This is a genomic window from Streptomyces sp. PR69, assembly GCF_026420845.1.
GTDB lineage: Bacteria > Actinomycetota > Actinomycetes > Streptomycetales > Streptomycetaceae > Streptomyces.
On record NZ_JAOWCB010000026.1, the window covers coordinates 59,165 to 85,504 of the forward strand.

The following is a 26,340-nucleotide window of genomic DNA, read 5'->3' on the forward strand; positions in this document are numbered from 1 at the left end:
CGCCCCGGCACATCCCCCAGCCTCCGACCGAGAAGACGACTGAGAGTCCGACCGCCATGTACGAGTTGTCCCGGGTACGCCTCTACTCCATCGGGCCGGCCGGTGCGCGCTACGCCGACACCGTGCTCGACCTGCGCGGAGTCGGCGAACCCGTTCCCAACCCCGCCCCCGCCCAGGGCGAGTTCTTCGAGGAGGAGCCGGTCGGCCCGCCGCGCCGCCCCGCGCCCGCCGGCGTGCTCTTCCTGGAGAACGGCGGAGGCAAGTCCGTCCTCCTCAAGCTGATCTTCTCGGTGATGCTGCCGGGCCACCGCAACACCCTGGGCGGCGCCAGCTCCGGAGTGCTGCGCAAGTTCCTCCTCGCGGACGACTGCGGGCATGTCGCCCTGGAGTGGCAGCACACGCTCACCGGCGAACTGATCGTCGTCGGCAAGGTCAGCGAATGGCGCGGCCGCCAGGTCTCCAACGACCCGCGGAAGTTCGCCGAAGCCTGGTACTCCTTCCGGCCCGGCCCCGGACTCAGCCTGGACAACCTCCCCGTCGCCGAATCCACCGCCGTCCGCCCGCCCGTCGAAGGCGCGTCCGGCGCGCAGGGCCGCCGTCGCACCATGAAGGGCTTCAAGGACGCCCTCACCGAGGCGGGCAAGGCCTACCCGCATCTGGAGGTGTACTGGGAGGAGATCCACGACCGCTGGAAGGAACACCTCGGAGACCTCGGCCTCGACCCCGAACTCTTCCGTTACCAGCGTGAGATGAACGCCGACGAGGGCGAGGCGGCCGGCCTCTTCGCGGTCAAGAAGGACTCCGACTTCACCGATCTGCTGCTGCGCGCCGTCACCGACACCCGCGACACCGACGGGCTCGCCGACCTCGTCGGCAACTTCGGCAACAAGCTGGGCCGCCGCGCCGAACTCACCGCGGAGCGCGACTTCACCGCCGGGTCGGTGGAACTGCTCGGCAGGATCGTGGAGGCCGCGGCGATCCGCACCCGCACCCGCGAGATCCACGCGAGCGCCGAGCGCCGCACCCGTACGCTCGCCCGCAAGCTGTCCGCCCGCGCCGCCGGGGAGCGCGGACGCGCCGCGGACCTCGCCCAGCAGGTCACCTCCGCGGCCCACCGGGTGACCGAGGCCGAACAGGCCCGCGGCCGCGCCTCCCTCGTCGCCGCGGAACTGGCCTACCGCCACGCCTCGCTGGCACTCGCCGCGGCGGAGAAGAGCGCCGCCGCCCAGCGCCGTGAGCTGAACGACGCACGCACCCTCCACTCCGCCTGGCAGGCGGCCGAGGCCGTGCTGCGCCACCGGGCCGCGGCCGACCGCTCCGCACGCGTCGCCGCGGCGATCCGAGAGGCCGAGCGCGACGCCGCCCCGGCCCTTGCCGCCCGCGCCAGGGCCGCGACCGACCTCGTCCGCGCCCTGCACCGGGCGGCCGAAGACGGCGAGCGGGTGGCCGACGAACAGGAGGCGCGGTCCGCCGCGCTCCAGGAGGCGGGCGAGGCCGCCCACCGCGACGCCACGGCCGCGGCCACCGAAGCGCAGCGCGCCCGCAGCGAGATCGGGCATCTGCGGCAGCGGCTCGCCGAGGTCGAGCAGGAGACCGCCGAGGCGGTACGGGCCGGCTGGCTCGACGACAGCGCTCCGGACGCCGACCCGGCACGCGCCGCGCTCGCCGCCAGCGACGCGGAGAAGACGGCCGTGGCCGCCTGGGACGCCGCCCGTGAGGCCGCGCGCGGCACGGCCGACCGCGCAAAGGAGGCGGCCGCCGCCGAGTCCCGCGCCGAACTCACCGCCGCCCGCGCGTCAGACGCCGCCCAGGCCGCGGAACGCGCCTACGACGCCGAACGGCGCGCCGCCCAGTCCATCGCCGAAGACGACCGTCTGGCGGAACTGCTCAGCCTGCCCAGCACCGCCCTGCGGCCCCAGCCCGCGACCGTCCCGGCCCCGCGTACGGTGTCGGGCGCCGACGGCCGTGCGGACACCGCGCACGGCACCGGCACGCCCGAGCCCACGGCGGCCGGAGGCGGTCCCGTGCGCGAGCACGCCGACAGCGCCGCCAGCGGCACGGCCGATGCCTCGGCGCATACGCCCGGTGGCCTCCCGGGCGCCGGGGCTGCGGGCCGGTCCGGCCGACCGGCGGCGCACACCGCAGCCGGACGCCCGACCGCCGAAGCGTCCACCCGCCCCGCAGGCGCGGCGACGTACGCGGCCGACGGCCGAACGGGCTCGGGTCATGCCGTCAGCGCGGCCGTCGCCCCGCCCGGCTCAGCAGACCAGGCCCCGGCAACTGCCGGGGACGCAGGCCAGGGCAACGGCACATCCGCCACCTCGGCCGGTCCCGGCGGAGTGGCTGCTGCCTCCGCGGGCCGTGCGTCGGGCGCCGGTGACGCTGTGCAGGGCGCTCCGGGCGATGTGGCCGGTCCTGGCGGTGTGGTTGCTGCCTCCGCCGGACGTGTGTCGGGTGCTGGTGAGGCTGAGCGGGGCGCTCCGGGCGATGTGGCCGGTCCTGGCGGTACCGCCGCCGTCAACGCCGGGGGCGCGACCGGTGCCGGTCACGCCGAGCAGACCGCGCACGGCAACGCGCCCCGCCCCGCGGAGGCAGCACAGGCCGTCGCCGGTCCCGCCGGTACCGCCGGTACCGCCGGTACCGGTTCAGACTCCGTCGCGCATGAAACCCCCACGGCTCACGCCGTGCAGGCTGCCGCCGGGCATGCCAGCGGGCGGGGGCATGCCGAGCAGACCGCGCACAATCAGCAGCCCGGCGGCCCGGCTGGGGCAGCACAGGCCGTGGCCAAGGGCAGGACTCCCCGCCGTACCGCGGAAGGGCCGCTGGCCGCCGAGGAGCTCGACCGGTACGCGGACGAACTGCGGGAGCTGCTCGACGTCTCGATCGCCTCCGCCGAGCGGCAGCTGTTCGAGCTGCGGACGGCTGCCGCGGACGACGCGCGGATCCTGGGCGCGCTGGGCGACGGGGGGCTGCTGCCGCCGAGCCCCGACGTCCTGGCCACCGTGGAGTTCCTCGGCGAACACGCGATCCCCGCCCTTCCGGGCTGGCGCTATCTCGCACAGGCAGTCGACCCCGCCGACCACGCGGCCGTGCTCGCCGCACGGCCCGAGCTGGTCGACGGCGTCGTCATCACGGACCCCGCCTCGCACGCCCGCGCGCGCGAGGCGCTCGCGGGCGCGGCGCTGCTGCCGCGCTCCGCCGTGGCGGTCGGCACGGCGGCGGCGCTGCTGGCCCCGGTGCCGGGCCGCGACGCGGGCGACGCCGGCGGCGAGGTGTTCCTCGTACCGCCGAACCCCGCCATGCATGACGAGCACGCCGCCGACGAGGAACGGCACGCGCTGCGCGCACGGGCCGCGGCCCGGGACGAGGAGATCCGCACGCTGGCGGCGCGGCTGGCGGGCGACCGCTCGCTCGCGGCCCGCCTCGGCTCATGGCGGGCGGACTGCCCCGCGGGCATGCTCGCCGAACTGGCCGACGCCGCACAGTCGGCGCGCGAGGCGGCTGAAGAGGCCGAGCAGGCCCTGGCCGAGGCGCGAGCCGTGCGCACGGAGGCGGAGGAGGCCGCGGCCGACGCCGCGCGGGTCCGCGACGAGCGCCAGGAGGCCGCCCAGCGTGCCCGCCGCGCCGCCGACGCCCTCGCGGGGCTCGCCTTCCGGCTGCGTGAACGGGCCGACTGGCAGGTCAAACTGCGCGAACTGGCCGATGACGCCGCCGAGGCCGAGTCCCGCGCCGCCGCCTGCCTGGAGCGGGCCAAGGCCGCGGACGAGGACCGCAGGGCCGCTCAGCGCGCGGCCGACGACGCGCACCGCACGGCCCGCGCCCTGCGCGCCGAGCGCGCCGAGATCGCGGGCGCCCCTGAGAACGTCCCCGAGAACGTCCCTGAGGACGCCCCGGAGAGTGCCCACGACGAGGACGCCGCACGCGACGAGCCCGCGGGCGGCCCCGACGCGCCCCGCCCGTCCCTCCCCGCCCTGCGGGAGGCCTACCGGGCGGCGTCCCAGCTGTACGAGAAGGTGGGCGTCGGCGCGGACCTCCGCGCCGAACAGGCCCGTGCCGAAAGCGACGAGAGCGCCGCCCTCGCCGAACTGGACCGTCTCACCAACAAGGTCCGCACCCGAGCCGCACAGCTCCTGGAGAGCATGGACGGCGCCGACGGCCCCTCCCGCCAGGCCGCCGCCGCCCGTGCCGAGTCCCGCGTCCAACTGCTGGAGCAGCGGGCCTCGGAGGCGAGCGAGAAACTCGGCAGGCTCCGCGGCGAGGCGGAGCGCCTCGCTCCCGCCGACGGAGAGGCGCACACCGGGCTCCCGGACGAGCTGACCCCCGCGGACGCCGACCACGCTCAGTCCCTGCTGCGCACGGCCAACGCCGAACTGGCCTCCCGCACGGACGAGCTGGAGGCGTCCCGCGCCGCGCACAGCAGCCTCCTCCGGGCACACCGCGCCGCCGAGGACGCCGCGAGCGGCTTCGACGAGACCGCCGCGCTCCTGCGTGACCTGCTCCGCGACCACCAGCCGGAGGACGAGCCGGCCGAGGACTCGGAGCCGTACCCCTCGGGCCTGGAGGAGGCACGCCGCGCCGCCGCCGAGGCCCGGCGCTCGCTGCGGGGCTGTGCCACCGATCTGTCGGCCGCGGAGGCGGCCGTGCGGGAGGCGTCTGACGTACTCGTACGGCATGCCAACTCCACCCGTTACGAGCAGGTGCGCACCCCGGCCCGCCAGCAGATCCGGGAACTCCCGGCCGCCGCCCTGCCCGAGCATGCGGCCAAGTGGGCGGAGGCGTTCGCTCCGCGGCTGCGGGTGCTCACCGACGAGCTGGCGCAGCTGGAGCGCAATCGCGACACCATCGTCGACCGGCTGCGCGGCCTGGTCGAGTCCGCGCTGGCCACGCTCCGTTCGGCGCAGCGGCTGTCCCGGCTCCCCGAGGGCCTGGGGGAGTGGTCGGGACAGGAGTTCCTGCGGATCCGCTTCGAAGAGCCGGATCAGGCCACCCTCACGGAGCGGCTCGGCGAGGTCATCGACGAGGCCACGCGCACCGCGGTGAAGAAGAGCTCCTCCGGTGCGTACGGGGACGGCCGCAGGGACGGCATGTCGCTGCTGCTGCGGGGCGTTCAGGCGGCGCTGCAGCCCAAGGGCGTCGCGGTGGAGATCCTCAAGCCGGACGCCGTGCTCCGCGCCGAGCGGGTCCCGGTCGGGCAGATGGGCGATGTCTTCTCCGGCGGCCAGCTCCTCACCGCCGCCATCGCCCTGTACTGCACCATGGCGGCGCTCCGCAGCAACGACCGCGGGCGCGACCGGCACCGGCACGCGGGCACACTGTTCCTCGACAATCCGATCGGCCGCGCCAACGCCACCTATCTGCTGGAGCTCCAGCGCGCCGTCTCCGATGCGCTGGGCGTGCAGCTGCTCTATACGACGGGTCTGTTCGACACCACGGCGCTCGCGGAGTTCCCGCTGGTCATCCGGCTGCGCAACGACGCCGATCTGCGGGCGGGGCTGAAGTACATCAGTGTGGAGGAGCATCTGCGGCCCGGGCTGCCGCAGATCGACCCGGCGGGGGAGACCGTGCACGGGGAGATCACCGCTACCCGTATGTTCCGACGTGCCCCGGACCGTGCCCCGGAAGCCGCCGCCGAGCAGGCCCCCGAGCACGCCCCTGAGCACGCTCCCGAGGCGGTCCCGGCTCCGGGCGGCGGCACAGAGGAGGAGGCCGGCGCCGCGCCCCGGCCGTAGGCTGCCCCCGCGCCCCGCCACCCCCGCGGCGGGGCGCGAGGCGCGGCCTGTTCAGACCGCTCTGGACACCCTCGCCCGGCGCCGCTCACGCCGCAGCCGCCGTGCCGTGCTGCTGGGTTCGGACACCACCCCATGGCGCTGGTTCCACACCTGGCGGGTCACCCAGACGTCAAGCACTGCCCAGGTCGCCACCACCGTGCTGGCCACGCTGGAGAGCACCATGGGAAACGCCAGCCACGATCCGGCGACGGTGCAGAAGAACGCCACCATGGCCTGGATCAGCGTCAGGGCCGCGATCAGCACCGCACGCACCGCGGCTGTGCGCACCGGGTCGGCCATGCGCCGCCTCGCCGCAGGCTCCTCCACCCACAGCTGCCGGCGCTCTCCCGTACTCATGGCCCCTGCTACTCCCCACCTATATCCGACATAAGGAGGGATGCCCGCATTAAGTGCACTGAATCCCCCGTCCTCACGGTGAATCCCCCCGTACACAAGGACGATTGACCAGGCCGGAAGATTCCTCGGAAAGCGTCCCGGACAGCAGAATTCCAGCCAACCGCGCACCTCGGGGAAATGGCGAACCGTCAGGCAGCAGGCCCGCACCCCGGAATGTGAACTCCCCGGATGCCCCGCACCCCCGGTGTCCGGGGCGCCCCGACCGGCCGCAGCCGTCCGAAAATCGTCCGGACGCGCCTTCGAGCCCTTACTGCCGCAGTAGTAGGCTCGCGCCGTTTGTTGACGGAACACCGCCATTGCTGAAGGAACACCGCCATCGCCGGCCGGTCCGAGCAGGGGGAGGGCATGCGCCTTCGCGGTAAGTCGATCCGCCGGAAGATCGTGACGTTGCTGCTCATCCCTCTTGTCTCCCTCACCGCGCTGTGGGGATTCGCCACCGTGCTCACCGGCCGCGAAGCGGGCAGGCTGCTGGACGTCAGCTCGGTCGCCCGCGAAGTCGGCCGCCCCGTCGAAGACGCCGTCCATGTCATCCAGGAAGAACGCCGCCAGACCCTGGTCTATCTCGCCGACCCCAGAGCGGCCGATGCCCTGCCCGTGCTGCACCGGCAGCGCGAGGCGACCGACCGCGCCGTCGCAGCGGTCAGACAGAACGCCGGCCGATCCGGCGTCCGTGACGCCATGAGTCCCCAGAGCGCCCGGAAACTCGACTCCCTGCTGGACGCGCTGGACGGTCTGGGCGCCCTGCGCCGCTCCGTCGAAGCAGGCGAGATCTCCCGCCGCCAGGCACTGGAGTTCTACAACCGCGTCGTCGACCCCTGCCACGGCTTTCTGACCACCCTCCATGCGCTGGACGACGTCGCGCTGGAGCGCCAGGGCCGCGCCCTGGTCAGCCTGATGCGCGCCCGTGAGACGCTCTCCCGCGAGGACGCGCTGATCGCCTCCGCCCTCACCACCCGGAAGATCACCGGTCCGGAGATCCGCGCGCTGACCGACCTCGTCGCCCAGCGCACCCTCCACTACGACGCCGGGTACGAGAACCTGCCCGCCCGCGATCGCGAGATCCACCAGCAGATCTGGCGCAGCCCCCGGACATCGGCCCTGCGCGACGCCGAGGAACGCCTCATCGCCCAGGGCCCGGCCGCCGGCCTCGGCGCGGCGGCGGCCGAACGCTGGCAGCAGGCCGCCCGCCCCGTCCTCGACGACCTCGCCCGCGAGGCCGCCGAAGCGGGGGACCGCTACCGGGACCGTGTCGAACCCGCCGCCCGCGAGGTCTTCATAAAGGCGGGCATCGCCGGAGTCCTCGGCTTCCTCGCCCTCCTGCTCTCCGTCATCGTCTCCGTCCGCGTCGGACGCGACCTCGTCCGCTCCCTGACCCGGCTGCGCAAGGAGGCCCACGAAGTCTCCGGCGTACGGCTGCCCAGCGTCATGCGCCGCCTCGCCGCAGGCGAACAGGTGGACGTCGAGACCGAAGCCCCGCGTCTGGAGTACGACAAGGACGAGATCGGCCAGGCGGGACAGGCCCTCAACACACTCCAGCGGGCGGCGGTCGAGGCAGCCGTCCGCCAGGCCGAGCTGCGCCGCGGCGTCTCCGAGGTCTTCGTCAACCTCGCCCGCCGCAACCAGGTGCTCCTGCACCGTCAGCTCGCGCTCCTCGACGCCATGGAGCGGCGTACCGAGGACGCCGGGGAACTCGCCGACCTGTTCCGCCTCGACCACCTCACCACCCGGATGCGCCGCCACGCCGAGGGACTGGTGATCCTCTCCGGGGCCGCGCCCTCCCGCCAGTGGCGCAAGCCGATCCAGCTGATGGACGTCGTACGGGCGGCAGTCGCCGAAGTCGAGGACTATGAGCGCATCGAGGTGCGCCGACTGCTCCGGCTGGGCGTCGTCGGCCCCGCCGTAGCCGACCTCACCCACCTCATCGCCGAACTCCTTGAGAACGCCACCGTGTTCTCGCCCCCGCACACCGCCGTCCACGTCCACGGCGAACAGGTCGCCAACGGCTTCACCCTGGAGATCCACGACCGAGGTCTCGGCATGACAGCGGACGCCCTGCTTGACGCCAACCTCCGGCTGGCCGAGACACCGGAGTTTGAACTCTCCGACACCGACAGGCTCGGTCTGTTCGTCGTCAGCCGGCTCGCGCAGCGCCAGGGCGTACGGGTCTCCCTCCAGCCGTCCCCGTACGGCGGCACCACCGCGGTCGTCTTCATCCCGGCCGCGCTGCTCACCGAAGCCCCCGAGACCCGGGGCGCGGGCTTCCGGCTCGACCGCAAGAGCGAGAGCCCCGCCGGGAGACGGGGCCGCGACGGCAGACAGCGCGGCGACGGCACGTTCAGCGTGCTCCCGGCGCAGCAATCGGCCCTGCTGGACGGCCCCGTGGAACTCGAACCTCCTGTCGGTCCTGTCGAAACATCGAACTTCGACCCCCCGCCCTTCAACGCCGCCGTGTCCCTTCCCGGCGACGTCGACGACCTGTCCGGCGGTGAGGGCTCCTGGGACGGCCCCCGCGGGCGACGTCATCCCCTGTCGGACGACAGGCGTCAGCAGCCGTCACAGCCGCCGCCCCGGCAGCGGCGCGGGGGACCGGCGCCGCTGCCGCGCCGCAAGCCGCCGACGCTCGTTCCCGTACCCGATCCGCCGGATCCGCCACCGCCGTCGGCTCCGTCTCCGGAGGGCGGCGCCCCGCTTCTGTCCGGGCCGTCCGACGGGCTGCCCCGCCGGGTGAGACAGGCCAGCCGGCTCTTGCGCGAAGCGGACCCGGAGACCGTCCGTCTCGGGACCCGGCAGGAAACCGGGCGGGATCCGGAGGAAGTCCGCGACCGTATGGCAGCCATGCAGCGCGGCTGGCGGCGCGGCCGCAGCGAAGGCGGCCCCGACGGCACAGGCGACGACACACGCAACCGCGATAACACACGCAACCGCAACGACACGGGCACCACCAGAAACGCCAGAACAACCAGAACCACAACGGAGGGGGACGGTCGATGACCGCACCGTACGCCGCAGCATCCAACGCCACCGACGCCGACGCACCCGTCCGGGGCGCCGCACCAGGCGCCGGCGAGCTGGGCTGGCTCCTCGACGAACTGGTCGACCGCGTCGGCAGCATCCGCCAGGCCCTGGTGCTCTCCCGCGACGGCCTCGCCACCGGCGCGTCCCGCGGCCTCACCCGCGAGGACGGCGAGCATCTCGCCGCCGTCGCCTCCGGGTTCCACAGCCTCGCCAAGGGCGTTGGCCGCCACTTCGACGCGGGACAGGTCCGCCAGACCGTCGTCGAACTGGACGAGGCGTTCCTGTTCGTCACCGCCGCCGGCGACGGCAGCTGCCTGGCCGTGCTCGCCGACGCCGACTCCGACGCCGGCCTGATCGCCTACGAGATGGCGCTGATGGTCAAGAAGGTCGGAGCCCACCTCGGCACGGCGCCACGGACCGGCCTGGCCGCCGACGGCTGAACAGGGGCGTGGACGGCATGAGTGACCCGGCCCGGCACGGTCAGCCGACTCCGCCCGGACCTCCACCCGGCCCCCCGCCCTATCCAAGGCCGCCGTCGCCGCCGCACCAGTGGTTCGACGCCGACGCGGGACCGGTGGTGCGCCCGTACGCGATGACCCGCGGCCGCACCAGCAGCACCGCCCCCCACCGGCTCGACCTGATCGCACTGGTCGTGCCGGACGCTGCGGCCGACGCCCCCGGCCGCGACCAGACGCTCTCGCCCGAGCATGTGGAGATCGTCGAACGCTGCGGTGAGATCCCGCAGTCGATCGCCGAGCTCGCCTCAGGTCTCGACCTCCCCGTCGGGGTGGTCCGCGTCCTCGTCGGCGATCTCGTCCAGGACCGGCTGGTCCAGGTAACCCGTCCCATCCCCCCGGCCGAACTGCCGGATGTGAGCATTCTCCGCGAGGTGATCAATGGTCTTCGGGCGCTCTAGCCGCCGGACGGCTCCGCCGGTCGCACCGGTCACGCTGAAGCTGCTGGTGGCAGGCGGCTTCGGCGTGGGCAAAACAACGCTGGTCGGCGCGGTCAGCGAGATCAGACCGCTGCGCACCGAGGAGTCGCTGACCGAGGCGGGCCGCCCGGTCGACGACACCGAGGGCGTAGAGGCCAAGGCGACCACCACCGTGGCGATGGACTTCGGGCGGATCACCCTCCGCGACGACCTGGTGCTGTACCTGTTCGGCACGCCGGGCCAGGACCGCTTCTGGTTCCTGTGGGACGAACTCGCCCAGGGCGCGCTCGGCGCGGTCGTCCTGGCCGACACCCGGCGGCTGGACGACTCGTTCGCGGCGATCGACTACTTCGAGCGCCGGGGACTCCCCTTCACCGTGGCCGTCAACTGCTTCGAGGGCGCGGCCCGCTTCCCGGCGGAGACGGTGCGCACCGCGCTCGACCTCGATGCCGATGTGCCCCTGCTGATGTGCGACGCGCGCGAGCGCGAGTCGGTCAAGGATGTGCTGGTGGCCGTGGTGGAACACGCGCTGACACAGGCCGATCGCATCCGCCGCCCGGCGGCGACCTGACCTCCTGCCGCCCGTATACGGGAGATGCGGCCCGCATACGGGGACGCGGCCCGCGCCGGGGGCACGGCGCGCACGGGGAGACACGGCCCGTACCCCCGCCGACAGGGGTACGAGCCGTGAGCTCGCTCAGGCCCCGGCGCCGCCGCCCTCCTCCGGGACCTCCTCCCAGCCGAAGCTCCGCTCGACGGCCTTGCGCCAGTTGGCGTACTCGCGCTCCCGCACGCCCGCCTCCATGCGCGGCGTCCACTCCGCGTCCGGCTGCCACTGCGTTTTCAGCTCGTCGAGCCCCGACCAGACGCCCGTGGCGAGCCCCGCCGCATAGGCGGCCCCCAGACAGGTCGTCTCGGAGACCCTGGGACGGATCACCGGGACGCCCAGCACATCGGCCTGATGCTGCATCAGCAACTTGTTGGCGGTCATGCCGCCGTCCACCTTCAGCGTGCTGATCGGCACGCCCGAGTCCTGGTACATCGCCTCCACGACCTCGCGGGTCTGCCAGCTGGTGGCCTCCAGCACAGCCCGCGCGAGATGCGCCTTGGTGACGTACCCGGTGAGCCCGGTGATGACGCCGCGGGCGTCGGAGCGCCAGTACGGGGCGAACAGCCCGGAGAACGCGGGCACGATGTACGCGCCGCCGTTGTCCTCCACGCCGGCCGCCAGTGACTCGATCTCGTCGGCGCTGCGGATGATGCCGAGCTGGTCCCTGAACCACTGCACCAGGGCCCCGGTAATCGCTATGGAGCCCTCCAGGCAGTACACCGGCGCCGCGTCGCCGATCTTGTATCCCACCGTGGTGATCAGCCCGTTCTTGGACGGCACGGGCCTCGCGCCGGTGTTGAGCAGCAGAAAGCTGCCCGTGCCATAGGTGTTCTTCGCCGTGCCGGTCTCATAGCAGGCCTGCCCGAAGACCGCCGCCTGCTGGTCGCCGAGGGCGGAGGCGACCGGCACCCCCGCCAGCGGTCCCACAGCCGTCCCGTACACCTCGGCCGAGGAGCGGATCTCCGGAAGGATCGCCTCCGGGATGTTCATGGCCCGGAGGATCGCCGGGTCCCACTGCAGCGTGGAGAGATTCATCAGCATCGTGCGCGAGGCGTTGGTGACGTCGGTGACATGCACGCCGCCGTCCACGCCGCCGGTGAGATTCCAGATCAGCCAGGAGTCCATGGTGCCGAAGGCGATCTCGCCGCGCTCTGCCCGGCCGCGCAGCCCGGGCACGCTGTCCAGCAGCCAGGCGGCCTTGGGCCCGGAGAAGTAGCTGGCCAGCGGCAGCCCCGTGGCGTCGCGGAAACGGTCCTGACCGTCCTCGCCGCCGAGCCGACGGCACAGCGCCGCGGTGCGGGTGTCCTGCCAGACGATGGCGTTGTGCACGGGCGCGCCTGTGGCCCGGTCCCACAGGAGCGTCGTTTCACGCTGGTTGGTGATGCCCAGCGCGCTGAGCGCCCCCGCCTGCAGTCCGGCTCTGGCGAGCGCGCCGGCGACCACGGCCTGCACGGTGGACCAGATCTCGGCGGCGTCATGTTCCACCCACCCGGGTTTGGGGAAGATCTGCCGGTGCTCGCGCTGGTCGACGGCGACGATCGACCCGTCCTGGCTGAAGATGATGCAGCGGCTGGAAGTGGTGCCCTGGTCGATGGCCGCGACGAATCGGTCCGTCCGCACCGTGCTGTCCGTCGTCATCTGCGTCGTCCGTTCCCCTCGGAAGGCTGAGTTTCGGAAGGCTGAGTTTCGGAGGGCTGGGTCTCAGAATGCTTGGTCTCAGAAGGCTGGTCTCAGAAGGCGGCGTTGAAGATGAGCCCGGCCAGGAGTCCGCCGACGGCAGGACCGGCGACGGGAATCCACGCATAGCCCCAGTCGGACGTCCCCTTGCGGGGGATCGGCAGGAGCGCGTGCGCGATCCGCGGCCCGAGGTCGCGCGCCGGGTTGATGGCATAGCCCGTCGGCCCGCCGAGCGACAGGCCGATGCCCACCACCAGCAGTGCTGCCAGCAGGATCGAAATGCCCGAGCCATAGATCCCGGCCTGCTGGCCGGGGATCTGGCCGACGCCGATGCCGGCGTTCCTGCCGAAGGCGAGGATCGGCAGCACGAGCGCGACCGTGGCGATCACCTCGGTCAGCACATTGGCGGCGGGGCTGCGGACCTCCGGACCCGTGGCGAAGATCCCCAGTGTGGGCTGCGCCAGTCCCTCGTCGGCGTTGGCGCGGAACTGCGCGAAGTACACCAGATAGGCCAGTACGGCGCCGAGGACCGCACCGGTCAGCTGGGCGGCGATGTAGAGCGGGACCTTGCGCCACTCCCCGGTGTCCACGGCGAGGCCGAGCGTCACCGCCGGATTGAGATGCCCGCCCGACAGGGGCGCGGCGGTGTACGCGCCCGCCATCACCCCCAGCCCCCAGCCGAAGGCGACGGCGACCCAGCCGGCCGCCCTGGCCTTGGAGCGGTGGAGGGTGACGGCGGCGCAGACGCCCGCGCCGAACAGGATCAGCAGACCGGTGCCGATGACCTCACCGATGAAGATGTCCCCGTTGCTCATGGCGGCTCCTAGGCTCTCGCCCGAGGCTCGGCCCGGGCCGTCGTCCGTACAGGAGATATGTGCTCATGGCGCTGCGGTGTTACCGACGAACAGGCAGTGTTCACCGGTGGTCATGGGGCGTCAAGGACGCCTGCGACAAGTGCAGTTCAGGGCGGCGAATGGAGGGTACGGCGGTAAGTCCGAGGCTCCCCAGGGAGTGCCGTGCGCGCTGGAAGGGGTGTGCCAAGGGGTGTGTCAAGGGGTGTCGGCGAAGTGTCAGCGAAGTGCGACGACCGCCGAACCGTGCCCGAAGAGCCCCTGGTTCGCGGTGATCCCCACGCGCGCCCCGGCCACCTGCCGCGGCCCCGCCGCGCCGCGCAGCTGCCAGGTCAGCTCACAGACCTGGGCGATGGCCTGCGCCGGCACCGCCTCGCCGAACGAGGCGAGGCCGCCGCTGGGGTTGACGGGCACGCGCCCGCCGAGCGCGGTCGCGCCCTCGCGCACCAGCGAGGCGCCCTCGCCCTCCTCGCACAGGCCGATGTCCTCGTACCACTGGAGCTCCAGCGCGGTGGAGAGGTCGTACACCTCGGCAAGCGACAGATCCTCGGGGCTGATGCCCGCCTCCTCGTAGGCGGCGCGGGCGATCGAGGCCCGGAAGGAGCCGACCGCCGGCGTCGTCCCCGCCGCGGTAGCCGGGTCGGCGGCGATGGCCGTGGAGATGCCCGCGTCGGCGACAACGGCCGGGCTGGTGACAACGGCCGGGTCGGTGGCGATGTCCGGGAGGTCGAGCACGGTCTTCGGATAGACCGGGGTGACCGTGGAGACCGCGCGGATGCGCACCGGGTCCGCGACCCCGTGCCGACGGGCGAAGTCCATGCCGGACAGCACCAGCGCCGCCCCTCCGTCGGAGGTGGCGCAGATGTCGAGCAGCCGCAGCGGATCGGCGACGACCGCGGAGGCGGCCACCTCCGCGGCGGAGACGGCCCTGCGATAGCGGGCGTTGGGGTTGAGTGCCCCGACGGCCGCGTTTTTGACCTTCACGCGCGCGTAGTCGTCCGGCGTGTCGCCGTAACACGCCATGCGGCGGCGCGCGTACAGCCCGAAGTAGGCGGGATTGGTCGCCCCCAGGACCCGGAAGCGCAGCCAGTCGGGGTCGTCGGGCCGCTCGCCGCCTGCGGGTGCGAAAAACCCCTTGGGGGCGGCGTCTGCGCCCACCACCAGCACCACATCGGCCAGTCCCGCCAGGATCTGGGCGCGTGCCGTGGCGATCGCCTGTGCGCCGGAGGCGCAGGCCGCGTACACGCTCGCCACGCGCGCGCCCTGCCAGCCCAGCGCCTGCGCGAACGTCGCTCCGGCCACATACCCCGGGTAGCCGCACCGCACCGTGTCCGCGCCGACGACCGACCGCACCTGCCGCCACTCCAGCCCGGCGTCCGCGAGGGCGTCCCTGGCCGCCGCGACGCCGTACCGGACGAAGCTGCGCCCCCACTTGCCCCAGGGATGCATCCCCGCCCCCAGGACGGCGATGTCGCCGCCGCTCATGCCCCGGCTCCCGTGGCGTGCCCGCCGCCGTGCACCGGTCGCCAGTGCCATGTCGTCCACGCCGTGTCCCCGTCCTCGTAGAGGACGCCGGGTACGACCTCGACCTCCATCCCCACCTCCAGGGCCTCGACCCCGACGCCGGGAGCGGCCTGCCCGAGGACGACCATCCGCTCCGCCGCCAGCTCGACGGCGACGAGTGTGTACGGCTCCCACTCGGCCGACGGGTCGGAGGGGTATGGCGCGGGGGGCCGGTAACGGCTGTCCGTGTACGACCACACCCGCCCCCGCCGCGACAGCGGGACCCGCACCAGCTCGCCGCCCGCGCAGGCGGGATTGCGGCAGAAGGACTCCTCCGGGGGGAAGGACACCGCGGCACAGGCCGTACAGCGGGTGCCCAGCAGCCGGAAGTCCGGGTCCGCCCCTTCGGGGCCCGGTTGCGAAAACCATCCGTCCACGACGGGCGTGCGCCTCACGAACCCTCCCCGGACAGGCCGACCTGACGATGCGTCAGAAGTGTGCCACGCGCGCGTGCCCCACGGCGAGACCGCGGAGCGGGCCCTATGCGCCCCGCACCCGCACCGGCCGGCGCGGCTCCGCCCGCCCGCCCGAGGTGATGCGGTCGACAACCACCCGCCCGTTCACCCGGCGGGACGCATACCGCTCCGCGACCGCGCGGACCCACCCGTCGCCCGGGTCGGGCACCACCACACCGCCGCCCGTACGCCCCGCCGCCGGCGCCCACACCTCCAGCTCCAGGCGCTCCTCGCCGCCGTCGCCCACCCCGTACACCGGAATCACCGCCCCCGCCCGCGCCAGCACCGGAATCCGGGAGAGCGGCGCCGGAACGAGCACCTGTCCGGGTCCCTCGTAGGCCCGCCCGGTCGCCGTGTCGTACCAGCGCCCCCGCGGCAGCCGCACCGCCCGCCGGTCGGCGCCCGGCTCCAGCACCGGAGCCACCAGCAGCGCCTCCCCGAGCAGAAACGCGTCCTCACAGTCCCGCAGCACCCGGTCCTCCGGACTGTCCCACCACACGGGCCGCGCATACGGCGCCCCCGTCATCCGCGCCAGATGCGCCAGCGTCACGAAGTACGGGCGCAGCCGCTCCCGCTCGGCCAGCGCCGTCCGCGCATGCTCAAGGACCTCGTCCCCGAACTCCCATGGCTCCCTGCGGCCCGCGTCGATCGCCGCATGGGTGCGGAACAGCGGCAGATACGCGCCCAGCTGGAACCAGCGCAGATACAGTTCGGGCGACGGCCGCCCGTCGAAACCCCCCACGTCGGGGCCCGAGTACGGCACACCGCACAGCCCGAGCCCCAGGGCCAGCGCCAGCGAGGCGCGCAGCCCCGGCCAGCCCGTGGCCACATCGCCCGACCAGGTGCCCCCGTACCGCTGCAGGCCCGCCCAGCCGGAGCGCGAGAACAGAAACGGCCGCTCGTCCGGGCGCAGTCGGCGCAGCGCCTCGTATCCGGCGCGGGCCATCGCCAGGCCGTAGACATTGTGGGCCTCCCGGTGGTCGCCGCCGCGGCCCTCCAGGGCATGCCGGGCCGACCGCGGCAGCGTCATGTCCCCGAAGGGCGTGAACGACACCGGCTCGTTCATGTCGTGCCACACGCCGCTGAACCCCTGCGCCAGACGCTCCTCGTACAGCCCGCCCCACCACCGGCGCACCCCGGGATCGGTGAAATCCGGATAGACGCAGTCGCCCGGCCACACCACGCCCCGCACCTCGCGCCCGCGCCCGTCCCGTACGAACGCGTCCGCCGCCGCCCCGCTGTCGTAGACGGCATGGCCCGGCTCCGCCTTGACCGCGGGGTCCACGATCGACACCAGCTTCACCCCGGCCTCGCGGAGCTCCTTCGCCAGCGCCGGGAGGCCGGGAAACCGCTCCCGGTCCACGGTGAAGACGCGATGGCCGTCATAGTGGTCGATGTCCAGATGGACCGCCGACAGCGGCAGCCCCCGCTCCCGGTAGCCCGCGACGATCCGCCGCACCTCCCGCTCGCTGCCGAAGCCCCATCGCGCATGCTGCGGCCCCAGCGCCCAGGACGGCGGCACCGCGGGTCTGCCCGTCAGCTGCGTCCAGCCGGCCAGCACGCGCGCGGGGGTGCCCACGACCACCCAGCAGCGCAGCGGGCCGCCGTCCATCCGCACCTCCGCCGAACCGGGCCGGTCATGCCCGGACCCCGCGCCCTCCTCGCCCTCGCGGAGCGTGACCCGCCCCTCCCAGGAGTTGTCGTGGAACGCCAGATGCGTGCCCGCGTCGGCCACCACGAACTGCACCGGCATGGTGAGGTACAGCGGATCGTCCCCCGGCCCGAAGGCCTTCTTCGGGTCGGTGTTCCACAGGCGGTACCCGCCGTCGCGCAGCCGGGGCCCCGACGCCCGCCCGCCGAGACCAAAGAACCGCGCGTCCGCCGGCGTCTCGGTCCGCTGCAGCCACCGCGCGGTCCCGCCCCGCACCGGCTCCCACCAGCGCGGCGGCAGATCGTGGCGCAGCAAGACGCCGCCGGGCGTGCGGATCTCCACCGCGCCGTGCCGGAGGACCCGGACCGTGAACCGCTCCGAGACCAGCCGCCAGCCGTCGTCCCTGTCCGGCTCCAGCTTCACCCGGGGGTCCGGGGCCGGAGGGGACCCGTCCAGTGCGTACGACGGCTCCGGAGCCGCGCCGTCCCACCCCCAGAAGACCATGCCGCCCGTCGCCACCTGGATGCGCAGCTCCGAACGGGCGAACCGGATGACACCGCCCCCGGGGAGCGCCTCCGCGCCCTGCACCGCCCCGGGCACGCGCGCCCGCTCCGGCCCGCGGGCCGGCAGCCACTCCGCGTCCGTTCTGCGCTGCCGCCACGCCGACCGCGCCGCTCGCAGTCCTCGCACCGTCGCCATGGCCCTCACCGAACGCACCAGATCACGACCGTCCACGCCGCCCACCACCGTCCACTGCCGTCCATGCAGCTCACCCTGCCATCAGGCTGCGTCCACACGGGGATTGTTCAACTCCCGTTCACCCGTGGCGAGACCGCGCCTTCCCCGGCCGGATGTCGCCGGGCCCTGTCCGACCCCCCGGCGGGCCGCTCCCGAACCCCCGCCGGGCGCCTGCCCACCCCCCACAGGGCCGCTGCCAGGAGCCGGGCCGCTCCCCGCCCGGCGAGCCCTGGTGCGAAGGACGATCACATGGCATCGTCCTGTCAGCCGCGCCCGCGCACACCCCGCACGTGCGCGAGCCGGACGCACACACCGCGTACAGCCAGCAAGCCATCCGGGAGCCGCCCCATGACCTCAGCGACACCAGCGACCTCAGGCGCGAATCCTGCCCCTCTGTGGCAGCCGGACGCCGAGCGGATCGCCTCCGCCCGGATCACCCGGTTCCAGGCCTGGGCCGCGGAGCGCCACGGAGCCCCGGCCGAGGGCGGCTACCCCGCGCTGCACCGCTGGTCCGTCGAGGACCTCGAATCCTTCTGGCGGGCGGTCGCCGACTGGTTCGAGGTGCGGTTCTCCAGCCCGTACGAGACCGTCCTCGCCGACCGCGGGATGCCCGGGGCCCGCTGGTTCCCCGGCGCGTCCCTGAACTACGCCGAGCATGCCCTGCGCACCGCCGAGGACCCGGCACGCGCGCAGGAACCGGCCCTGCTGTACGTGGACGAGACACACGGGCCGACGCCGGTGAGCTGGGCGGAGCTGCGCCGCCAGGTCGGCGCGCTCGCCGCACAGCTGCGCGCCCTCGGCGTACGCCCCGGCGACCGGGTCAGCGGCTATCTCCCCAACATCCCGCAGGCGGTCACCGCACTGCTCGCCACCGCCGCCGTCGGCGCCGTATGGACCTCCTGCGCGCCGGACTTCGGGGCCCGCAGCGTCCTCGACCGCTTCCAGCAGGTCGAACCCGTCGTGCTGTTCACCGTCGACGGCTACCGCTACGGCGGCAAGGAACACGACCGCACCGGGACCGTCGCGGAACTCCGCCGCGAACTGCCCTCCCTGCGCGCCGTGATCCATGTGCCGCTGCTGGGAACCGCGGCTCCCGAGGGCGCCCTGGAGTGGTCCGACGTCACCGCGGGCGACGCCGAGCCGGTCTTCGAACAGGTCCCCTTCGACCACCCGCTGTGGGTGCTGTACTCCTCCGGCACCACCGGTCTCCCCAAGGCCATCGTCCAGTCCCAGGGCGGCATCCTGCTGGAGCACTTCAAGCAGCTCGGTCTGCACAACGACCTCGGCCCCGGGGACCGGCTCTTCTGGTACACCTCCACCGGCTGGATGATGTGGAACTTCCTCGTCTCCGGCCTGCTGACCGGCACCACCGTGGTCCTGTACGACGGCAGCCCCGGCCACCCGGACACCGGCGCACAGTGGCGCGTCGCCGCGGACACGAAGGCGACCGTCTTCGGCACCTCCGCCGCCTACGTCATGGCCTGCCGCAAGGCGGGCGTCCACCCGGCGGCCGACTACGACCTGTCGCGGGTGACCTGCGTCGCCACCACCGGCTCGCCGCTGCCGCCTGACGGGTTCCGCTGGCTGCACGATGAGTTCGCCGACGCCGGCCAGGACCTGTGGATCGCCTCGGTCAGCGGCGGCACCGACGTCTGCAGCTGCTTCGCCGGCGCGGTGCCCACGCTGCCCGTGCACATCGGCGAACTCCAGGCCGCGTGCCTCGGCACCGATCTGCAGTCCTGGGACCCCCAGGGCAAGCCGCTGACCGGCGAAGTCGGCGAGCTCGTCGTCACCAACCCCATGCCGTCCATGCCGATCCGCTTCTGGAACGACCCGGACGGCAGCCGCTACCGCGACAGCTACTTCGAGATGTTCCCGGGCGTCTGGCGGCACGGCGACTGGATCACCCTCACCGAACGCGGCTCCGTCGTCATCCACGGCCGCTCCGACTCCACCCTGAACCGCCAGGGCGTCCGCATGGGCAGCGCCGACATCTACGAGGCGGTGGAACGCCTCCCGGAGATCAAGGAGTCGCTCGTCATCGGCCTGGAGGAGGCGGAAGGCGGGTACTGGATGCCGCTCTTCGTCCACCTCGCACCCGGCGCGACGCTCGACGACGCACTGCGCGCACGGATCAAGCAGACGATCCGCGCACAGCTCTCCCCGCGCCATGTGCCCGACGACGTCATCGAGGTGCCCGGCATCCCGCACACGCTCACAGGCAAGCGCATCGAGGTCCCGGTCAAGCGTCTCCTCCAGGGGACGCCCATCGACAAGGCCGTCAACCCCGGCTCCGTCGACAACCTCGAACTGCTGCGGTTCTACGAGGAACTGGCCCGCACCCGTCACGGCCAGAACCGGTAAGCCGCCCGGTCCCGGACTACCCCCCGTACGTGGCCTCGGACTCGCCCAGCACCTCCGCGAAATCCGAGGCCAGCCGTACGCCGTCGGCCGGCTCCAGACCGGCCGCCGTGATCCGCACACCGGGTCCCGAGGCGATCCTGAACCGCGCCCCGGCAGCGACCCACCACCCCCTGGACCGCAGGCCGTTCACCGCCGCGGACTCATCGCGCACCGGCGCCCACACATTCATCCCGCTGACACCGTGCGCGGCGATGCCGTGCGAGGCCAGCGCCGCCACCAGGGTCCGCCTCCGCTCCGCATAGGCGGCCCGCGCCGCGGCCACCTGGGCGCTCGTCGCCGGGTCGCCCAGCAGACCGAGCACGGTCCGCTGCAGCACATGGCTGATCCACCCCGAGGTCAGCAGCAGCCGCCCGTCATGGCGCGCCAGGGTCGTCGGGTCGCAGGCCGCCGCGGCCCACCGCAGATCCGTGCCCAGATACTTGGTCACGGTCCGCACATGAGCCCAGCGCTCCAGGCCCGCCGAGGCGAGCGAGCGCAGCGGAGCGCCGGCGATCTCGGCGGCGTGGTCGTTCTCCACCGTCAGCACCTCGGGCGCCGACCGCAGCACCTCGGCCAGTGCGTCCCGCCGCCGGGCCGAGAAGCACCCGCCGTACGGATTCTGGGCCCGCGGGCTCAGCACGACCGCCCGCGCGCCCGCCCGCAGAGCCGCGCTCAGCGCCTCCGGCCGCATGCCCTCGTCGTCCACGGCCACCGCCGCCGTCCGCAGCCCCAACGCCTGCACAAGATCGAGCAGATGGTGGTAACCGGGATCCTCCATGGCCACCGCGTCACCCGGACGCAGCTCCACCGAGAGCAGCCGGGCCACACAGTCGAGGGCGCCATGAGCGAACGTGATGTGCTCGACCGGCACCGCGTCCGCGCCCAGCCACGACCGGACCGCCTCCTCCAGCTCCGGCAGCCGGGGGGCGGAACGGTGCGACCGCGCACCGGGGGAGAGCTGTGCGGGCGGCATGAGATCCGGCAGAAAGGCGGGGTCGGGGTGACCGCCCGCGAGATCCCGCAGCCCCTCCGGCACCTTCGGCGGCCGCCGCGACGCCACGGCGGGAGCCGCGGCGACGGCCGTGCCGCCCCTGCCGCGCGTCACCACCACCCCGCGCCCGCGCAGCTCCTTGTAGGCCGTGGCGACCGTGCCGGGGCTGACCCCCAGCTCCCCGGCCAGCCGGCGTACGGGCGGAAGCGCGTCCCCCGGCCCCAACGCACCGCCGGACACCGCCCGTTCCACTGACGCGGCGATTGCCCTGGCGGTCGTACCCTCGATCGAATATTGTGCTGCCACGTAGATAACTATGTATCAGTACATAATTTCCGTCAAGGGGGAACCGTGAGCCTGCCGCCACCCCGGGCCACACTGAAGAACCGCATTGCCGACCGCATCCCCGGAGGCGCCAACGGCCGCCGCCTCCTGTGGATCACCCTCGTCGACAAGGCCGGCACCGGCCTCTGGGCCGCCACCGCCGCCCTCTACTTCACCTACGTAACCGACTTCACCGTCGCGGAAGTCGGCATCCTCGTCGCCCTGTCCGCCGGCATCGGCGTCGCCGGAGCGCCCATCGGCGGACTCCTCGCCGACCGCTTCCCCCTCACCCGCGTCCTCATCGTCATGCAGACGCTGCGCGGCCTCGCCTCACTCGCCCTGCTCACCACCGACCACTACGGACTCCTCCTCGCCCTGGCGTCCGCAGCCGGATTCGGCGACCGCGCCGCCAACGTCCTCACCAAGCTCTACGCCGCTCGCATCGCAGGCCCCGACCGCGTCCGCTATCAGGCCGTCAACCGGACCGTCGCCAACATCGGCTTCGCCATCGGCGGCATCGCCGCGGCAGCCGCCCTCGGCATCGGCACCACGACCGCATACCGATCCCTCCTCATCGGCAACGCCGTCGCCTCGCTGACCGCCGCCCTCCTCACACTCCGCTGCGCCGAAGCCCCTTCCGCCACCCGTGTCGTCCACACCTCCCACGCCCATGCCGGACCCGACGGCACACCCGCGACAGACAAACCCGCCAGCCCCTGGCGCGACCGCACCTACCTCGCCTACACGGCCACCGAAACCGTCCTCCTCCTCGACGACACGATCTTCAAAGTCGGACTGCCGCTGTGGATCGTGCACGCCACCGACGCACCGCCCGGACTCGCACCCCTCCTGCTCGTCCTGAACAACGTGCTCGTGGTCGCCCTCCAGATCCCACTCGCCCGCTTCGGCGCCACCACACCCCAGGCCAGAAGGCTCCTCCTGCCGCTCGCCGCGCTCTTCGCCGCCGGAACCCTCGCCCTGAGCCTCTCCACGCCCTCCACGGCAAACGGCCCATGGCTCGCCGCCGCCGCACTCACCCTCGCGGCCACCGCGCTCACCCTCGCCGAAATGCTGCACGCCATCGCCTCCTGGGAACTCTCCATCGCCCTGACCCCCACCACCGCACAGGGCGCCTACCTCGGAGTTCACGGACTGGCCACGTCCGCACAGCGCGGCATCGGCCCCCTGCTCATCACCGCCGTCCTCGCGGCGGGCCCCGCCGGCTGGGCACTCCTCGGCGCAGGACTGTCCGCCACCTGTCTCGCCCAGCACAGACTCATCCGCCGCCGACTGGCCGAGCCCGCATTGTCAGTGCCGAACGCTACGGTGAGTCACACCTGATCGACCGAGCGCACGGGGGAGTCCAGCATGGCGCACACCAGGAACACCGGCCCGGCGAAGAGCACAGACGCGTCCAGGCGCAGGGCGCAAAGCAGGCGCAGGGCGGAAAGGAAGCGCAGGGCGGAAAGGAGGCACAGCCTGCGCCGCGAAGTCCCCGGCATCGTCGCCGTCCTCGCCGACGAGCAGGACTTCAGCGCGATGCGCCAGTACCGCACCTTCGCCTTCGACGACCACACCGCCTATCTCAAAGAAGCCGACAATCTGCTCCGCAGCCTCGCCCGGCGGCAACAGCACACCGCCGTCGCCCTGTTCGACCCGGAGGACTTCGCCGACTACTGCGACGCGACCGGCCTCGACCCCGACTGCCCAGCCAGCCGCAGCCGCTTCACCGCCGACGTCGCGGGCCACACCGCCTGCATCCGCTACACAGGAGAGCCGCTCACCACACTGCTGCCCGTCCTGATCGACACAGCGGTGCGCCAAGCCACCCAGGAGTACGCGACAGAACTGCTCGCGGGCCTCGGCGCCTGCGCCGACTGCGGTCAGGACATCGGCCGAGCCGCCTACCAGCGCGCCTTCCACACCCTCAGGCGCCTGCTCGACACGGCGGGCGCAGGCATCCACCATCTGGTCTGCAGCGTCCCCGCACCGGACGAACAACTCCTCGCCGTCCTGCACGCCGACACATCCGCCGATGTCCCCTCCGCCCCGACCGCCGACACCGAACAGACCGCGGTCGCCGCACTCGACCCGGCGGAGGCAGCGGAGTTCGCCACCGTCCTCGCAGTCGGCATGGCCCTGGAAACCACCGGCGGAATCGTTCTGCGCACCAGCAATCCCGACACCCCCGACCGGCTCCATGGCTGGCGGCTCCATCAGGGCCTGCTGGTTCCCCTGACCGCCGGCGAGGTCTTCAGCGCCTACTGCACCGACGCGGCCACCGGAGAACCGCTCTCCCCGGAGCCGGGAGTCGAATACTGCCCCGGCTTCCCCGTCACCTCACCGGACGACCCCGACCCCCACCGGTAGCAGCGCGAAGGGGCTCCCCGCACCAGGCGGGAAGCCCCTTCCGAACACTCCTTGACCCGCCGACTACTCGCCGGACAGCACCGCCTGGGCCGCCGCGCGGGCGCCCTCCGCCGTGTCCGCGGCCCGCGCGGCCGCGGCAGCACGCTCGCACTGAGCAAGCGTGTACTTGGCCAGCGTCGCCCGCACATACGGAATCGACGCGGCGCCCATGGACAGCGACGTCACACCGAGACCCGTGAGCACACACGCCAGCAGCGGATCGGAGGCCGCCTCGCCGCACACACCACAGCTCTTGCCCTCGGCCTTGGCGGCCTCGGCCGACAGCGCCACAAGATCCAGCAGCGCCGGCTGCCAAGGATCCTGCAGCCGCGACACCGCACCCACCTGACGATCGGCGGCGAAGGTGTACTGCGCGAGGTCGTTCGTCCCCAGCGAAAGGAACTCCACCTCTTGCAGAATGGCGCGCGCCCGCAGCGCGGCGGACGGAATCTCCACCATCGCCCCGAACTTCACGTCCAGCCCCGCAGCCCGACAGGCGTCCGCGAACGCCTTGGCGTCCGTACGGTCCGCGACCATCGGCGCCATGACCTCGAGGTACACCGGCAGCCCCTCGGCCGCCTTGGCCAGTGCCGTCAGCTGGGTCCGCAGCACCTCGGGGTGATCCAGCAGGGTACGCAGCCCGCGCACGCCCAGCGCCGGGTTCGGCTCGTCCGCCGGCGTCAGGAAGTCCAGCGGCTTGTCCGCGCCCGCGTCCAGCACCCGCACGACCACCCGGCCCTCGGGGAACGCCTCCAGCACCTTCCGGTACGCATCGACCTGCTTCGCCTCGGACGGCGCCTGCTTGCTGTCGTCCAGGAAGAGGAACTCCGTACGGAACAGGCCGACGCCCTCCGCACCGGCCTCCACCGCGGCCGCCACATCGCCGGGGCCGCCCACATTGGCCAGCAGCGGCACCTTGTGCCCGTCCGACGTCGCGCCGGGACCGGTGGCGGCGGCCAGCGCCGCCTTCCGCTCCTCCGCGGCCTTCGCCAGCTCCGCCCGCTTCTCGGCGCTCGGGTCCACATGGACGTCGCCGGTGCTGCCGTCCACCGCGACCACGGTGCCCTCGCTCAGCTCACCGGCGCCCGGCAGCGCGACCACGGCGGGGACACCCAGCGCACGCGCCAGGATCGCGCTGTGGCTGGTCGGCCCGCCCTCCTCGGTGACAAAGCCCAGCACCAGCGCCGGGTCGAGCAGCGCGGTGTCCGCTGGAGCGAGATCCCGCGCGATCAGTACATACGGCTCGTCGCTGTCCGGCACGCCGGGCATCGGCACACCCAGCAGCCGTGCCACGATCCGGTTCCGCACATCGTCGAGGTCGGCCACCCGCCCGGCCATGTACTCGCCCGCGCCCGCCAGCATCTCGCGGTAGGTGGCGAACGCGTCGTACACACCCCGCTCCGCCGTGCTGCCGACCGCGATGCGCCGCTCCACATCGGCCAGCAGCTCCGGGTCCTGCGCCATCATGGCCTGCGCCTCGAGCACCGCCTGCGCCTCGCCGCCGGCGAGATTGCCCCGGGCGATCAGATCGGCGGCCACGGCCTCGACGGCCTTGCGGGCGCGCCCCTGTTCGCGCTCCGCGTCCTCCGCCGGAATCTGCTTCGCCGGCGGCTCCAGCACCGCCGTGCCCATGTGCCGAACCTCGCCGATCGCCACACCGTGGCTCACGCCGACGCCTCGCAGCGTTGTCTCCATTTCACCCGTCTCCGATTGAGCGGCGGCCCCGGGCCGCCGCGATGGATGTCCCACTCGCCGCACTCTCGCGGCCGCGACGTCAGCTCCAGCCGAAGAGCGCGTCGCCCGCCTTCACATCGCCGTCCTCACGGAGATCGGACAGGGAGTCGGCCGTGGCCTCGAGAGCCACGACGGGGCAGATGGCCGACTTGCCGGCGGCCTCGACCGCAGCCGGGTCCCAGCGCACGATGGCCTGTCCGCGCTGGACGGTGTCGCCCTTGTTGACGAGCAGCTCGAAGCCCTCGCCGTTCAGCTGGACGGTGTCGATGCCCAGATGCGTCAGCACACCGTGCCCCTGGTCGTCGACCACTACATACGCGTGCGGATGCAGGGAGACGACGATGCCGTCCACCGGGGCAACAGCCTCCGAGGGCTCACGCACGGGGTCGACGGCGGTGCCGGGACCGACCATCGCACCGGAGAAGACGGGATCGGGCACAGCCGCGAGTCCGATGGCACGTCCGGCAAGAGGGGACGTCACTGTGGTCATGGGGCCTCCCAGGGGCGGAGAATCGTACGGCGTCGTCACGCCTGTCCTGCGACGACACACTGTTCAGAAGGGTAGGTCATAGGAAGTCCCAGTTCCGCACGGCTGGTGCCGGTTGGCGGCTCTTGGGACGCACCGGAAACGATTTGCCTCGTGTCCCAGCGGCATGTACTGTCGTACCCCTGCCTGACCCCAACGCGACATTGAGTCGAAGGTCGGCGGCAACTATCGAGTGCAGATCCTACTCCCGGATTCCGCTTCCGCATGCCTGCGGGGTGGCGGTCAGGGAGGGCGGAAAAGCCTGATAGAGTAC

At 73.2% G+C, this 26,340-nt stretch carries 17 protein-coding genes; 8 read left to right on the plus strand and 9 right to left on the minus strand.

Annotated features, from left to right (window positions below; genetic code table 11):
• Positions 1-56 precede the first annotated feature (56 nt).
• Positions 57-5,729 (plus strand): hypothetical protein, encoded by a 5,673-nt coding sequence (locus OF819_RS22195; protein ID WP_267245369.1) that lies wholly within the window; start codon positions 57-59, stop codon positions 5,727-5,729.
• 51 nt (positions 5,730-5,780) lie between these two features.
• Here OF819_RS22195 and OF819_RS22200 read toward each other — a convergent pair whose 3' ends face one another.
• The gene (locus OF819_RS22200) at positions 5,781-6,125 is read right to left on the minus strand and encodes a hypothetical protein (RefSeq protein ID WP_267245370.1); all 345 of its coding nucleotides are present in this window, start codon (positions 6,123-6,125) and stop codon (positions 5,781-5,783) included.
• A 405-nt stretch (positions 6,126-6,530) separates the two neighbouring features.
• On the opposite strand from OF819_RS22200, the gene OF819_RS22205 reads away from it, so the two are divergent.
• The 4 genes from OF819_RS22205 to OF819_RS22220 are packed head-to-tail and all read left to right on the plus strand — an operon-like array spanning position 6,531 to position 10,705.
• Positions 6,531-9,176 carry a nitrate- and nitrite sensing domain-containing protein gene (locus tag OF819_RS22205; protein ID WP_267245371.1) on the plus strand — a complete coding sequence of 882 codons (2,646 nt, stop codon included), beginning with the start codon at positions 6,531-6,533 and terminating at the stop codon, positions 9,174-9,176.
• On the plus strand, positions 9,173-9,640 hold the full coding sequence (locus OF819_RS22210) for a roadblock/LC7 domain-containing protein (RefSeq protein ID WP_267245372.1): 468 nt from the start codon (positions 9,173-9,175) through the stop codon (positions 9,638-9,640). Before OF819_RS22205 ends, OF819_RS22210 begins: the two co-directional genes overlap by 4 nt.
• Before the next feature lie 17 nt (positions 9,641-9,657).
• Positions 9,658-10,116, plus strand: a complete 459-nt coding sequence (locus tag OF819_RS22215) for a DUF742 domain-containing protein (RefSeq protein WP_267245373.1) — start codon at positions 9,658-9,660, stop codon at positions 10,114-10,116.
• Positions 10,097-10,705, plus strand: coding sequence for a GTP-binding protein (locus OF819_RS22220; RefSeq protein ID WP_267245374.1), 609 nt, complete (start codon positions 10,097-10,099; stop codon positions 10,703-10,705). Before OF819_RS22215 ends, OF819_RS22220 begins: the two co-directional genes overlap by 20 nt.
• Positions 10,706-10,831: 126 nt before the next feature.
• Here OF819_RS22220 and glpK read toward each other — a convergent pair whose 3' ends face one another.
• The 5 genes from glpK to OF819_RS22245 form a co-directional block, all read right to left on the minus strand.
• Positions 10,832-12,382 carry a glycerol kinase GlpK gene (gene glpK, locus OF819_RS22225; RefSeq protein WP_267245375.1) on the minus strand — a complete coding sequence of 517 codons (1,551 nt, stop codon included), beginning with the start codon at positions 12,380-12,382 and terminating at the stop codon, positions 10,832-10,834.
• 92 nt (positions 12,383-12,474) lie between these two features.
• On the minus strand, positions 12,475-13,236 hold the full coding sequence (locus tag OF819_RS22230) for an MIP/aquaporin family protein (RefSeq protein ID WP_267245376.1): 762 nt from the start codon (positions 13,234-13,236) through the stop codon (positions 12,475-12,477).
• A gap of 255 nt (positions 13,237-13,491) precedes the next feature.
• Positions 13,492-14,757: a lipid-transfer protein gene (locus OF819_RS22235; RefSeq protein WP_267245377.1), complete on the minus strand. Its 1,266-nt coding sequence runs from the start codon at positions 14,755-14,757 to the stop codon at positions 13,492-13,494.
• Positions 14,754-15,230: a Zn-ribbon domain-containing OB-fold protein gene (locus OF819_RS22240; RefSeq protein WP_267245378.1), complete on the minus strand. Its 477-nt coding sequence runs from the start codon at positions 15,228-15,230 to the stop codon at positions 14,754-14,756. The genes OF819_RS22235 and OF819_RS22240 overlap by 4 nt, the downstream gene beginning before the upstream one ends.
• Before the next feature lie 85 nt (positions 15,231-15,315).
• Positions 15,316-17,676 (minus strand): glycoside hydrolase family 31 protein, encoded by a 2,361-nt coding sequence (locus OF819_RS22245; protein ID WP_267245379.1) that lies wholly within the window; start codon positions 17,674-17,676, stop codon positions 15,316-15,318.
• 351 nt (positions 17,677-18,027) lie between these two features.
• On the opposite strand from OF819_RS22245, the gene OF819_RS22250 reads away from it, so the two are divergent.
• Positions 18,028-20,043 carry an acetoacetate--CoA ligase gene (locus tag OF819_RS22250; protein ID WP_267245380.1) on the plus strand — a complete coding sequence of 672 codons (2,016 nt, stop codon included), beginning with the start codon at positions 18,028-18,030 and terminating at the stop codon, positions 20,041-20,043.
• Between the two features lie 16 nt (positions 20,044-20,059).
• Here OF819_RS22250 and OF819_RS22255 read toward each other — a convergent pair whose 3' ends face one another.
• Positions 20,060-21,379 carry an aminotransferase class I/II-fold pyridoxal phosphate-dependent enzyme gene (locus tag OF819_RS22255; protein ID WP_267245381.1) on the minus strand — a complete coding sequence of 440 codons (1,320 nt, stop codon included), beginning with the start codon at positions 21,377-21,379 and terminating at the stop codon, positions 20,060-20,062.
• A 45-nt stretch (positions 21,380-21,424) separates the two neighbouring features.
• On the opposite strand from OF819_RS22255, the gene OF819_RS22260 reads away from it, so the two are divergent.
• Together OF819_RS22260 and OF819_RS22265 are read left to right on the plus strand one after the other, a co-directional pair.
• Complete coding sequence (locus OF819_RS22260; protein ID WP_323748953.1) at positions 21,425-22,738, plus strand: MFS transporter; 1,314 nt, start codon at positions 21,425-21,427, stop codon at positions 22,736-22,738.
• A 27-nt stretch (positions 22,739-22,765) separates the two neighbouring features.
• On the plus strand, positions 22,766-23,767 hold the full coding sequence (locus OF819_RS22265; protein ID WP_267245382.1) for a hypothetical protein: 1,002 nt from the start codon (positions 22,766-22,768) through the stop codon (positions 23,765-23,767).
• A gap of 63 nt (positions 23,768-23,830) precedes the next feature.
• Here OF819_RS22265 and ptsP read toward each other — a convergent pair whose 3' ends face one another.
• Both ptsP and OF819_RS22275 read right to left on the minus strand, forming a co-directional pair.
• Positions 23,831-25,501 carry a phosphoenolpyruvate--protein phosphotransferase gene (ptsP, locus tag OF819_RS22270; RefSeq protein ID WP_267245383.1) on the minus strand — a complete coding sequence of 557 codons (1,671 nt, stop codon included), beginning with the start codon at positions 25,499-25,501 and terminating at the stop codon, positions 23,831-23,833.
• Positions 25,502-25,580: 79 nt separating this feature from the next.
• On the minus strand, positions 25,581-26,030 hold the full coding sequence (locus OF819_RS22275) for a PTS sugar transporter subunit IIA (protein ID WP_267245384.1): 450 nt from the start codon (positions 26,028-26,030) through the stop codon (positions 25,581-25,583).
• Positions 26,031-26,340 lie beyond the last annotated feature (310 nt).